The sequence below is a fragment of the Dyadobacter sp. CY356 genome, from assembly GCF_021440195.1.
GTDB lineage: Bacteria > Bacteroidota > Bacteroidia > Cytophagales > Spirosomataceae > Dyadobacter.
Map to the genome: position 1 here is coordinate 1 of NZ_JAJTSZ010000011.1, position 12,783 is coordinate 12,783.

Consider the following 12,783-nt stretch of genomic DNA (forward strand, 5'->3'; position numbering starts at 1 on the left):
CGAAACTAGCCCGAAGATGAATCTTCCACACAAGGGTCGTTGTAGACTACGACGTTGATAGGCTGCAGGTGTACGTGTAGAAATACATTCAGCTGAGCAGTACTAATTACCCAACAGCTTGCACAACTTTTAACTCATTCTCTTTTGCTTCCAATATGACATGAAATTCAATGAAGGAATTTTGAATAAGTGAATGATTGAATATTCTATCATTCCAACATTCTCTCATTCAATCATTGTACACTCACAAAGATCTTGTTGGTGACTATTGGAATGGTTCGGAGCCACGTTGGCTTCACTTCTTCCCTTAATCACAAATCCAACAGAAAATCTTGTTGGTGACTATTGGCCTGGTGTTCACCTCTTCCCATCCCGAACAGAGAAGTTAAGCCCAGAACCGCCGATGATACTTGGGTCAAACCTGGTAAAGTAGGTAGTCGCCACAATACCATTACAATCAATCCCATCTTCACAAGAGATGGGATTTTTTTGGTTGTGGCTACCGCTTCCGGGACGCGCAGTCCCAGTTGGTATCGACTCCGACCGGCTATGCGCTCCGGTCAGAGAAGTTAAAGGGTACGCCTAGTGCACGGGTTGCCTAAGCCGGGTGCACCCGGCCTGTCTATACCATTTATAACTAATTTCAGCTTCAAAGGGAATGAATTTTTTTAGTCGCGATTAAGATAAATAAAACATTTCTTATTTAAAGCTGCGTGCTCAAACAACACTTCGGACAGATAAATAACGCTTCAATTTTCCATTTGCCGCCCCAAAAAGTTACTGGATTGTTATTTTATTGTCTTAAACGCTAGCCGTTATCCTCTCCTAGCCTAAATATCATCGATAAAGCCTGTTATTATGGGCTCTATACAAATCTTTACATGTATGTAAGGCGTATTATATATAACGTTTATCTTGGTTTGAACAAACAGCAGTATATTTGAATTATTGACAAGGACGATTTGTCGGGTGGTACTGTATTAAACGGTTTAAACACGATTTCAATGACCAATAAAATAGATAGAACCAGATTGATATGATCTAAACAGAAGTACAGGCAATATAGATGTCGAATTATCTCATAACTGTTGTCTAGTGGAGAACATGTTCAGTTGCAAAACGTTATTGTATATAAAGCAAAAATCTCTAAAACAGCATTAAGCTATTTTAGAGGGTTACAAAATCTTATAATGCTATAATTAAAAACTAACTGCCGCACCAGTATGCATTAAAGAGCGTATGGCTGCGAGAATCCCTTCCTTATCAAAACCACACTCACGGTGTAATTCATCCGGCTCGCCGTGTTCAACCAATGCATCAGGAATACCAAGTCGTTTTACATGCGAATTATATCCGTGATCGACCATAAATTCAAGCACAGCACTTCCAAAGCCACCTTGAAGGCAACCATCCTCTATTGTGATAATCCTGTCAAACTTGCTGAAAATCTCATGAAGCATCCCTTCATCAAGAGGTTTGACAAAACGCATGTCGTAATGCGCTGCACTAATTCCTTCCTTAACCAGCGTTTCACAGGCATCGACAGCATAATTACCAACAGGCCCTAATGTTAGTAAAGCAATATCATTACCCTCTTTAATTTTGCGGCCTTTACCGATTTTTATTTCTTCAAATGGAGTCTGCCACTGCGGCATTACGCCATTTCCACGTGGATATCGTATGGTAAATGCCTGACGACCCTTTTGTATAACGTCAAGTTGCGCCGTATACATTAAATTACGTAACTCCTCCTCATTCATGGGTGAAGAAACGATCATATTTGGTATACACCGCATAAATGCAATATCATAAGCCCCATGGTGCGTCGGACCGTCAGCACCAACTAAACCGGCTCTGTCAAGGCAGAATATTACAGGAAGTTCCTGCATACAAACATCATGTACAACCTGGTCGTAGGAACGCTGCATGAATGTTGAGTAAATATTGCAATATACCACTTCACCTCGTGTTGCCATACCGGCAGAAAATGTTACCGCATGTTGTTCCGCAATTCCTACGTCGAAAGCTCTGTCAGGCATTGCTTTCATCATAATATTCAGAGAAGATCCCGAAGGCATTGCCGGCGTTACACCAACAATTTTTTCATTTTTCTCAGCCAGTTCTACCAAGGTATTTCCAAAGACGTCCTGGTACTTTGGAGCTTGTGGCGTATCGTAAATTTTTTTCTTTATTTCTCCGGTAATCTTATCAAATATACCAGGTGCATGCCATTTGGTTTGATCCTTCTCGGCAGGTCCGTAACCTTTTCCTTTAACCGTCAAACAATGCAAAATTTTTGGACCCGGAATACTTTTTAAATCATTCAGAACTTCTGTCAAATGTCCGATATCATTTCCATCAATCGGGCCAAAATAACGAAGGCCTAACGATTCAAAAAGATTACTTTGACGAAGAATCGCAGTTTTCATCATTGTTTCCACTTTTGAAACAACTTCTTGTGCGCTCTTTCCAAAATTGCTCATTTTACCAAGCATATTCCAGACTTCGTCTCTAAGTTTATTGTAGGTATGAGAAGTGGTAATATCTGTAAGATATTCTTTCAATGCACCAACATTTGGGTCAATGGCCATGCAGTTATCATTCAGGATAATCAGCAGATTGGAATCTGTCGCGCCTGCATGATTCATTCCTTCGAAAGCCATACCAGCTGTCATAGCCCCGTCACCAATGATAGCAATATGCTGACGGTCATGATGATTTTGTAAGGCGGATGCAACGGCCATGCCCAATGCCGAAGAAATAGAAGTAGATGAATGACCTACTCCAAATGCGTCATAAATGCTTTCCTTGCGTTTTGGAAAACCCGAAAGTCCGCCATAAGTACGGTTAGAATGAAAGTTGTCACGGCGACCGGTAAGTATTTTATGGCCATAAGCCTGATGCCCTACATCCCAGACAAGCTGGTCGTCAGGTGTATTAAAAACGTAATGAAGTGCTACCGATAATTCTACAACACCCAGGCTTGCACCAAAATGACCTCCGTAAACAGAAACATTGTCAATAATAAATTGACGTAACTCATTACAAACCTGTGGAAGTTGAGTTCGGTCCAGCTTTCTTAAATCCTCGGGAGAATCAATCTTAGCAAGTAGTTTTCCTGGTGTAATAAGCATATAGAAAGCTATTGAAAATCAGATTAGGCAATCAGCCTTAACATAAAAAGATACGCAAAATTAAGCAAATAGATGTTCACTACTGCTTTTTATTTTTGCTGACTCGCCTTGAACAATTTTTGCTTCTCTTCTTTGGTCAGACTCTCGTATCCTGACTTGGAAATTTTGTCCAAAATCGAATCAATTTCGTGTTGGTCAGGCATTTCTATTGTCGAAGAAGTTGTCGAAGACGAATAGACACTAGTGCTTCTGTATACCTGTTTTTCACGATACGTAACCTGCATCGAAGGGCGTCTGCGGAAAAGTCCGGTCCACCCGTTCATGATAGCGTAGACTGGTTTACCCAGGTCGGTACCGTTTTGCAACAGTTTGATAAAAATGTACCCAACCAGAGCCCCACCTAAATGGGCCAGGTTACCTCCTGCATTTGGCCCTACGGTTTGTGCAAGCGATAAAATAATATAGAAAAGTGCAATGAATTTGATTCGGATCGGCCCTAAGAAAATCAGGTTGAAAGTATAATTGGGAAGAAGCGTAGAAGCTCCTACCGCTACGGAAAATGCCGCTGCAGAAGCACCGAGCATGGTTGAGCTTTCAACCTGTGCCTGGAAAAATGGCAACAAATTGTAAATCAGCATATAAACCAAACCTCCTGCAATCCCTCCTAAAAAATACAGGGCAACAACACGTTTAGCGCCAAGATATTCATCTATCAGTTTACCAAACCAGTAGAAGAACAACATATTGAATAAAATATGGAAAATATCTTCGTGTGTGAAGAAATAAGTTATCAGCGTCCATGGCTTCCGGATAAATTCCTGAGGGAATGCAGGAAGCTCAAGCATATCAATAATCCAGCTGTAAATATTGGATGACTGACTAAGTGTAAAAATGATTTTTACCAATAACAATACCAGAAAAACGGCCGTATTAATTAAAATAATTTTTACGAGCGAATTCTCCGATTTCTCGAATTCTCTCTTAATGTCGTCAACAATATTGCTCATCTTCTTCTTTCAATAAAAATTTTCTCTTTGTGTGCCCCAGTAACGCAACAATATATATGCAAATAGCATTCCTCCAACGTGTGCAAAATGCGCGACATTATCCGATTGCGCATTTTGTATCCCTGAGTATAGTTCATATAATCCGTAACACGCAACAAAGTATTTTGCTTTGATCGGAAACGGAATGAAGAGCATGAAAAGCTCCGTGTTTGGAAACAACATTCCAAACGCCATTAAAATCCCAAAAATTGCCCCTGACGCCCCAACCATTGGCGTGCTAATGCTTGCCTGGTAAACGCTTTTTACAGCAACAATACTATTTTGAATATACGAAGGATTGGTAGGATTTTCTTCAAAAGCATTAAAAAAATCCAGGTTGGCCTGATAAAATCCTTTTGCATGGTGACTCATAAAGTCAACAAGCCCGTCCGGCGTTGGATATTGAACATAGACTTCAACAGATTTAAGCAGTTGTGCATTTTCATAATATCCGATTCCTGAGAAAAGCAATCCTGCACCAATCCCTGTAAAAAAGTAAAAAAACAGGAATTTTTTTGGTCCCCACATTCTTTCCAGTAAAGGTCCAAACATAAATAAACCGAACATGTTACTGAATAAATGCCCGAATCCGCCATGTAGAAACATATAGGAAACAAATTGGTAAGGCATAAAAGCAGGCGACAGGATCGGCATTAAAGCAAATCTGTTGCTGATTGGTAAAATGTATGCGTCAACAATAAAAAACAGAACATTCAGGATCAGTAAATTTCTAACCGTTGGCGTTATTTGTAACATTCTAATTCAAAATCAAAAGTTTGTAATCTATAACTCTTTAAGAAATATTTTCGTTTCCTTATCCCTTAAAGATACTGCTTAACTTATCCATCGTCAATAAAACGATAATCGCTTCACCGCTAGGCGTTCTGTTAGGATCGGTCGAGGCAAAAAGCTGATCTATCAAAGTATGAATTTCAAGAAACGAAAGTTTGACGGCATATCGTACCGAAAACCTGCGCGCCAAAGCACGTGATAAACTTTCGGGTTTGTTCAATTTCAGATCAGAATAACTTTGCTTCAATTGTTCAACCAGCTCTTCAAAAAGATCCTGCTCGCTTTCTTCGGGCAAATCAGCCGGGATTCCACGAATAATTAATTCATTAGCACCAAATTCATCAAACTCAAAACCCAGACTCCGGATTTCCTTTTTTGTCTCATTCACCAGCTGCATATCCGAATGTGTCAGACGGATCGTTTTTGGAAACAACAACTGCTGACAGGCACCATTTCTGTTCGTAAGCATTTTGCGATATCGCTCGTACAAAATGCGTTCATAAGCCGCTTTTTGATCTATCAGCATAATACCGTCTTTTACCTGCGAAAGAATATACCGGTTGTGCAATTGAAATAACATCGCATCACTCTCAGGCGCAGAAATCACTTCCGAAGCCATCCGGTTAACCTTACTGGCAATGGTCATTGGCTGTTCCTGATAGGAAGTTGGCCGTGAAACCGTGGTAGAATTCATTTCAAAAGCAGCAAGTTCCCGGCTTCTGTCATCGGTATTTTGCAGTCCTTCAAATAATTTATTCCAATTGGTAAGGTTCGTTTTCGATGGACCATTTTCCGCATGTCTCGATTGCGCAGCCCAATCCGGCATTACCGTACGCGGAATGCTGTCATGATTCTGATCTGACTTTGACGGATTTAAGAAGTTTATATTATCCTCAAAATCAATTGATTGAGAAAGGTTATATACCCCAACTGCTTTTTTAACAGCCGCCATGATAATGGCATAAACCGAACGCTCATCGTCAAATTTTATCTCCGTTTTTGTCGGGTGAATGTTTATGTCGATATGAGCGGGATCTATTTCAATAAACAAAACATAAAACGGATGACTTCCTTCCGGAATGGTTCCATCAAATGCACTCGTTACCGCATGGTGCAGATAATTATGTTTGATATACCTGTCGTTTACAAAAAAGAATTGCTCACCTCTGGTTTTCCGGGCGAATTCCGGTTTTCCTATATATCCTCTTACGCTGATGTAAGATGTATCTTCCTGGCAGAAAGCCAGTTGTTCCCTATAATTCCGGCCATATATATCAATGATACGGCGGACCAGTTTTCCGGGAATCAGATTAAAAACTTCGGTATCATTATGATGTAAACTAAAACCAACCTCCGGGTGCGCGAGTGCTATTCTTTGAAATTCATCCAGAATATGACGCATTTCTACTGAATTTGATTTAAGAAAATTGCGCCTTGCCGGAACATTATAAAAAAGATTTTTCACACAAAGATTCGTTCCCGGCAGGCAGGCAACGGATTCCTGTGTTTTTATTTCTGAGCCTTCAATTTTTATCAAGGTACCTAATTCATTTTCTGCCTGGCGGGTGCGCATTTCCACTTGTGCAATCGCAGCAATTGAGGCAAGTGCCTCACCACGGAATCCCATGGTACGGATCCTGAATAAATCTTCTGACTGACGGATTTTGGAAGTGGCGTGGCGTTCAAAAGACATCCTTGCGTCTGTTTCGGACATGCCAGATCCGTCATCAATAATCTGAATAAGTGTACGGCCTGCTTCACGTAAAATAACCTGAATATTACCAGCTTTGGCGTCTATGGCATTTTCAAGAAGTTCTTTCACAACCGATGCAGGGCGCTGGACAACTTCTCCGGCAGCGATCTGATTGGCTATGGAATCGGGTAATAATTGAATGATGTCGGAAGACGTCATATTTTAATGATGTAGGTTTGCTTTACTATAACAAATAAACAAATTTTTTTCTACACGATGGGTTATTTTGACAAGTAGCTGCTAACCGGAAATTGCTTTGTTAGTAACCGGCATCGAAAAAATTACATTATTTATTCGAATTTTGAATTTTATAGAAACCTTTAATTTAGTGTTAGCGTTGATAATTAGTAAATTATAGTTAATTTGTGAATCGAATTTTAGTCCAGTGTAACTAACCCGATCTTTATGAAAGCACCCATTTTTAAAAAGTTCAATTTTGGAATGGCCTTACAGTGGCTGATTTTTTTACCTGTGATATTGCCTCTTTGCATTATTTTCGGAGCAGTCCAGGGTGTTTTGAGCATGGTTGAGAAAATGGCTCAACGCATGTGGATTGACATGGAGCTATGAAGCCCTGCAATCCTTATTAAATTTTCATTCTGTTATTTCCAGTTATGAAATCCATTCGCACAACTATTCAGGATACACACGGAGTAAGATATAACTACTAACAAAAAAGGAAAGAGCTGCAAATCAAATTTGCAGCTCTTTCCTTTTTTACACTTTATCCATTAAAACTTCCAGCGAACGAAAGCTTCCATTGCTTCGTATTCTGCAAGACCTAAATTGTTATACAATTTAGCGGTTCCCTGATTACGCTCTTCCGCACGCTGCCAGAATTCACGTGCATCTTCACCCTGGAATACCACACCATCTTTTTGAGATTGATGCTTGAAAATTCCCTGACGTTTTTTGAAAACCTGATCCGGACTCATTGGCACTGCCATTTCAATTTCGTAAATATCCCACTCAGCCCAGGCGCCGCGGTATAACCAAACCCAGCAATCTTTCATAAAGTTCTTGTGTTTCGAACGGCCAAGTGCAGCTTCGATCGCGTCCCAGCATACTTTATGCGTTCCGTGTGGATCGGCAAAGTCACCAGCTGCATAAATCTGATGAGGTTTGATTTCTTCAATCAGATTTTCAATGATTTTAATATCTTCTTCCCCGATCGGGTTTTTCTGAACTGTACCTGTTTCGTAGAAAGGCATATTCAGGAAATGCGCGTTAGAAGTTGGTATGCCAACAAAACGACAAGTTGCTTTTGCTTCTCCACGGCGTAAAGCTCCTTTTACATGACGAATTTCCAAAGTATCAATTTCGCTGTCCTTCGTATGTCTTAAAAATTCTTTCGCATCCGTAAATATTTTCGTTGCTTCCGGACTGTCGATGCCAAATTCTTTATTGAAATCAACTACGAAATCTATGAAACGAAGTGCTTCATCATCGGCTACGGCAATATTTCCCGAAGTTTGGTAAGCCACATGCACTTCATGTCCCTGATCAACCAGACGCTGGAAAGTACCACCCATCGAGATAATATCATCATCCGGATGCGGACTGAAAATCAGTACGCGTTTTTTGGCAGGCTGTGCACGTTCCGGACGGTTTGTGTCGTCAGCATTCGCTTTTCCACCAGGCCATCCTGTAATGGTATGTTGTAATTGATTGAAAACATTGATATTGATTTCATAGCATGCACCATATTGTGCAAGCAAATCGCTCATACCGTTGTCATTATAATCCTTATCTGTAAGTTTCAGAATTGGCTTTTTAAGGCTTTGCGACAAATGTGTCACCGCCTTTTTGATCATTTTATTATCCCAAACAACCGAATCAACAGCCCATGGCGTTTTTACGCGTGTCAGTTCAGAAGCGGCACTTTCATCTAAAATAAAAGCAACATCCGGATGCGCCTGAAGATAAGATGCAGGATTACGTTCCGTAACCGGTCCTTCCACTGCGCCTCTGATCACCGAAGCTTTACGCTCACCCCAGGCAAGCAGAACAATACGGCGAGCACTCAAAATCGGCGCAACACCTAATGTGATTGCTTTACGAGGTACTTTATGCAACCCGCCAAATTCCATTGCAGCCGCAGCACGTGTAGAATGATCCAGTGTGATCAGCCTTGTGCGCGCATTGATTAATGAACCTGGTTCGTTGAAACCGACATGGCCGTTTCCACCAATCCCTAAAAGCTGGAAATCAAGTCCGCCAACTGCATTTATTTTATTTTCGTAAGAATTGCAATAGTCACGCACCATAGCTGCCGGAATTGTTCCGTCTGGCAGGAAATAGTTTTCTTTTGGTATATCAACATGATCGAACAATTGTTCTTTCATAAACCGGTGATAGCTATGAATAGAATCCGGCTCCATTTGATAATATTCATCCAGATTGAATGAAATAACATTTTTAAAGCTCAGGCCTTCTTCCTTGTGCATTTTAACCAGTCGGGCATAAACGGTTTTTGGAGAAGATCCCGTAGCAAGGCCAAGTACACAATTTTTACCTTCTTTTTGCTTTTGACGTATAAGGTCCGCAATTTCCTGTGCTACGGCATTAGAAGCATCCTTTGAATCAGCAAAAATCTGGGTTGGTATTTTTTCGTATGTAATAGGTTGTCCTACACTTCCGCCTGAGAGTGCGTTGTCCGCCGCCTGCATTAAAATTGTTTCCGGATTGAGAGATTGTTGGTCCATGTTTTTAATAAAATGAGATTTTAATCAAGAGCTTAGTAATAAAAAAGAACAGTTGATTTGAGATAGTACTGACAGACAGTAAATTAATACCACGGCATTATTGCTGAGTTTAATTACAACAAAAGGTAATGATATAAATTTCGTCTACAAAATTACAACACAAAGTGAATATTATTAAAAAAATTTAAAAAATAACTTATAGTTAACGTATTGAAGTGCTCGTACACGCACGTTGGAAAGCAGGAATTCAACATAAAGTGTGTGTGAAAATTTCATAACCGAATAATCTATTGTATTTTTGTTGCCTGTTAAGAAAACATCACATCATTTCAAGAGAAATACCATGTCTACACTCACAAGCGTCGTACGTGATACCCAAATTTTTGACCTTATTAATAAGGAAAAACACCGTCAGGAATCAGGTATAGAGCTGATTGCTTCCGAAAATTTTACATCCAAGCAAGTGATGGAAGCGTCAGGAAGTGTACTAACCAATAAGTATGCAGAAGGACTTCCGGGAAAACGTTACTACGGAGGCTGTGAAGTAGTCGATGAAGTGGAACAAATTGCGATTGACCGTTTGAAAGAACTATTCGGCGCAACATGGGCAAACGTTCAGCCTCACTCGGGTGCTCAGGCAAATATGGCCGTTTTTGTGGCTTGTTTGAATCCCGGTGATAAAATCATGGGTTTCAACCTTGCGCATGGTGGCCACCTTTCTCACGGATCTCCTGTAAACATTTCAGGTAAATATTTCCAACCGGTGTTTTACGGAGTTGAAGCGGAAACGGGTCTTATTAACTGGGACAAAGTGGAGGAAACTGCTTTGAAAGAACGTCCGAAATTGTTGATCTGCGGTGCGTCTGCATATAGCCGTGACTGGGATTATGAAAGACTTCGTAATATCGCTGACCAGATCGGTGCTATTCTTCTGGCTGATATTTCTCACCCGGCTGCACTTATTGCAAAAGGTTTGTTGAATGACCCGATGGGACATTGCCATATTGTTACCACAACAACACATAAAACATTACGCGGCCCTCGCGGTGGTGTGATCATGATGCGTGACGATTTTGAAAACCCTTTTGGTATTACAACACAAAAAGGACAACTTCGTACGATGTCATCTTTGCTTGATTCTGGTGTTTTCCCAGGAACACAAGGCGGACCGTTAGAACATATTATTGCTGCCAAAGCGGTTGCTTTTGGTGAAGCGCTCAGCGAAGGATATTACAACTACGCTGTGCAGGTTGCTAAAAATGCACAGGCCATGGCAAAAGCATTTGTAGAAAAAGGGTATCAGATCATTTCCGGTGGTACTGACAATCACTTGATGCTGATCGATTTGCGTACTAAAAACGGCGTTGCATCTGGTCTTACCGGTAAACTTGCTGAAAATACTTTGATCAAGGCTGACATCACGATCAACAAAAACATGGTTCCCTTCGATGACAAATCTCCGATGGTTACTTCGGGTATGCGTTTGGGAACTGCTGCGATGACTTCCCGCGGTCTGCTTGAAACAGATATGGAACGTATCGTTGATTTGATTGATACTGTTTTGATTAACCATGATCAGGATGCAAAAATTGCAGCTGTGAAACAGGAGATCAATAACTGGATGGCTCAGTATCCATTATATAGCTAGGATTTCAATTTCTGGCAGAGATTTAAACTGCGTAACGGTACTGAAAATGTATTCGTTACGCAGTTTTCTTTTTGTTTGAAATAGATTTTTTAACTTATTTTTTGAAGAAAAATTGTGGTTAAATAATAAAATTTCAAACTAAAAGTTAATACAATAAGTAAGAGCAATTTAAATGATGTGTAAAGAATTGTGCGAGAAGTGTTTTGACTTAAATAAGTTTTCATAACTTTGCACTCCAAAATACGAATTAATTGACATGAGCAAGAAAAATACGGACGAGTCCGGGTTTGAAATTATTGAAAAGCCGGAGGCACTAGCCGGACAAATCAATAAGGCTGAGGTTTTTTTCCTTAAAAATCGTAAGGTACTTATTGGTATTGGCGGGGCGATCCTTGTGGCCGTTGTAGCGTTTGCAGGATATCGTTTTTATATAGATGGACAGGAAGGAAATGCGCAACAAGCACTTTCATCTGTTGTTTATGATTTCGAAGCTGATTCTTTGTCAAAAGCATTGAACGGAAGCGGAGGAAATGAAGGACTATTGTCTATCGCTGATAATTACAAAGGAACGGACGCTGCAAACCTGGCTAATTTTTATGCCGGTGTTGCTTTGCTTAAACAAGGAAAATATGATGACGCCATCAGTCATCTTGAATCTTTCAGTTCTTCTGACCTATTGGTTAATGCCCGTGCTCAGTCATTGATCGGTGATGCTTATCTTGAAAAAAATCAGCCAGCTGAGGCGATTTCATATTATAAAAAAGCGTCTGATTATGAGAAAAACGAATTTTTTACACCAGTATATTTGATGAAGCTTGCACTTGCTCAGGAAAAAGCAAATCAGGCTGCTGATGCTGTTGCTTCTTATAAACGTGTTATTGAAGAATTCCCACTTTCATCGGAAGTTGTGAATGCGAAGAAATACATGGGATTGTTAGAGGGACAAGTCGGCAAATAAATGGTAATACATTATTGTTCCAAAAAAGGATAAAGCCGACACTGGTTTTATCCTTTTTTTATACAAAATATTTTAACTCATAATCGAACATTAACAAGTACTTATATGTCCAGTGCAGATAAAAATCTAAGTGTTTTCAATACGACAGGACTTCCTGATATCAGTAATAAAAAATTCGCGATCGTGGTTGCAGAATGGAACAGCGAGGTCACTGAAAAACTTTTTGAAGGAGCCTATCAGACTTTAATCACTTATGGTGCTTCGGAATCCAATATCGAAAGAGGAAATGTTCCGGGCAGTTTTGAGCTTACCCTGGGTGCTCACTGGTTTGCACAGCGTGAAGATATTGACGCAGTGATCGCCTTAGGCGTTGTAATCCAGGGAGAAACGAAACACAACGATTATATCAATCACGCCGTTGCGCAAGGCATCACAAACATCAGCATCCAAAATAACAAACCTGTAATTTTCGGTGTCTTAACGCCAAATAACATGGAACAAGCGATCGACAGAGCGGGTGGAGCTTTTGGAAACAAAGGCGACGAAGCTGCGATGACGGCGATCAAGATGGTGGGGCTGAAGGATCAGGTTGCCGGTAAGTAGTATTGGTCAGGTATAGTCAGGAAGTGGTCATTTATTGCGGCCGCCGCGCGGTCAATTGTAGTAAGGAAATAGTCAGGATTCGTTATGGCAAATGCAACCCCTGACAACTTCCTGACTATAAATGACAATCCTTGACGCTTCAAA

General features: G+C 40.4%; 9 protein-coding genes and 2 rRNA genes. 6 read left to right on the plus strand and 5 right to left on the minus strand.

Annotated elements, in window-relative coordinates:
* Positions 1-126, plus strand: a 23S ribosomal RNA gene (locus LXL81_RS26190); the annotation flags it as partial.
* Between the two features lie 208 nt (positions 127-334).
* A 5S ribosomal RNA gene (rrf, locus tag LXL81_RS26195) occupies positions 335-446 on the plus strand.
* A 753-nt stretch (positions 447-1,199) separates the two neighbouring features.
* Here rrf and dxs read toward each other — a convergent pair.
* The 4 genes from dxs to mutL all read right to left on the minus strand — a co-directional run bounded on the left by dxs (position 1,200) and on the right by mutL (position 6,884).
* Positions 1,200-3,134: a 1-deoxy-D-xylulose-5-phosphate synthase gene (dxs, locus tag LXL81_RS26200; protein WP_234650535.1), complete on the minus strand. Its 1,935-nt coding sequence runs from the start codon at positions 3,132-3,134 to the stop codon at positions 1,200-1,202.
* Between the two features lie 89 nt (positions 3,135-3,223).
* Entirely contained in the window at positions 3,224-4,141 is a 918-nt protein-coding gene (locus LXL81_RS26205) for a rhomboid family intramembrane serine protease (RefSeq protein ID WP_234650536.1), read from the minus strand.
* 9 nt (positions 4,142-4,150) lie between these two features.
* Positions 4,151-4,936, minus strand: coding sequence for a rhomboid family intramembrane serine protease (locus LXL81_RS26210; protein WP_234650538.1), 786 nt, complete (start codon positions 4,934-4,936; stop codon positions 4,151-4,153).
* 58 nt (positions 4,937-4,994) lie between these two features.
* Positions 4,995-6,884 (minus strand): DNA mismatch repair endonuclease MutL, encoded by a 1,890-nt coding sequence (mutL, locus tag LXL81_RS26215; protein WP_234650540.1) that lies wholly within the window; start codon positions 6,882-6,884, stop codon positions 4,995-4,997.
* Between the two features lie 246 nt (positions 6,885-7,130).
* On the opposite strand from mutL, the gene LXL81_RS26220 reads away from it, so the two are divergent.
* Positions 7,131-7,295, plus strand: coding sequence for a hypothetical protein (locus LXL81_RS26220; protein ID WP_200837061.1), 165 nt, complete (start codon positions 7,131-7,133; stop codon positions 7,293-7,295).
* Between the two features lie 161 nt (positions 7,296-7,456).
* Here the strand turns inward: LXL81_RS26220 and nagB are convergent, their stop codons facing one another.
* Positions 7,457-9,394 carry a glucosamine-6-phosphate deaminase gene (nagB, locus tag LXL81_RS26225; protein ID WP_234650830.1) on the minus strand — a complete coding sequence of 646 codons (1,938 nt, stop codon included), beginning with the start codon at positions 9,392-9,394 and terminating at the stop codon, positions 7,457-7,459.
* A 379-nt stretch (positions 9,395-9,773) separates the two neighbouring features.
* Between nagB and glyA the strand changes: the two genes are divergently transcribed.
* The 3 genes from glyA to ribH all read left to right on the plus strand — a co-directional run bounded on the left by glyA (position 9,774) and on the right by ribH (position 12,639).
* Positions 9,774-11,078 (plus strand): serine hydroxymethyltransferase, encoded by a 1,305-nt coding sequence (gene glyA, locus LXL81_RS26230; protein ID WP_234650542.1) that lies wholly within the window; start codon positions 9,774-9,776, stop codon positions 11,076-11,078.
* A gap of 256 nt (positions 11,079-11,334) precedes the next feature.
* On the plus strand, positions 11,335-12,036 hold the full coding sequence (locus LXL81_RS26235; RefSeq protein ID WP_234650544.1) for a tetratricopeptide repeat protein: 702 nt from the start codon (positions 11,335-11,337) through the stop codon (positions 12,034-12,036).
* 105 nt (positions 12,037-12,141) lie between these two features.
* Entirely contained in the window at positions 12,142-12,639 is a 498-nt protein-coding gene (gene ribH, locus LXL81_RS26240) for a 6,7-dimethyl-8-ribityllumazine synthase (RefSeq protein ID WP_234650546.1), read from the plus strand.
* The last annotated feature ends 144 nt before the right edge of the window (positions 12,640-12,783 follow it).

Bases quoted from the DNA above. Each gene is read 5' to 3' on its own strand.
- dxs (WP_234650535.1), bottom strand. From the start codon at position 3,134: ATGCTTATTACACCAGGAAAACTACTTGCTAAGATTGATTCTCCCGAG.
- LXL81_RS26205 (WP_234650536.1), bottom strand. From the start codon at position 4,141: ATGAGCAATATTGTTGACGACATTAAGAGAGAATTCGAGAAATCGGAG.
- LXL81_RS26210 (WP_234650538.1), bottom strand. From the start codon at position 4,936: ATGTTACAAATAACGCCAACGGTTAGAAATTTACTGATCCTGAATGTT.
- mutL (WP_234650540.1), bottom strand. From the start codon at position 6,884: ATGACGTCTTCCGACATCATTCAATTATTACCCGATTCCATAGCCAAT.
- LXL81_RS26220 (WP_200837061.1), top strand. From the start codon at position 7,131: ATGAAAGCACCCATTTTTAAAAAGTTCAATTTTGGAATGGCCTTACAG.
- nagB (WP_234650830.1), bottom strand. From the start codon at position 9,394: ATGCAGGCGGCGGACAACGCACTCTCAGGCGGAAGTGTAGGACAACCT.
- glyA (WP_234650542.1), top strand. From the start codon at position 9,774: ATGTCTACACTCACAAGCGTCGTACGTGATACCCAAATTTTTGACCTT.
- LXL81_RS26235 (WP_234650544.1), top strand. From the start codon at position 11,335: ATGAGCAAGAAAAATACGGACGAGTCCGGGTTTGAAATTATTGAAAAG.
- ribH (WP_234650546.1), top strand. From the start codon at position 12,142: ATGTCCAGTGCAGATAAAAATCTAAGTGTTTTCAATACGACAGGACTT.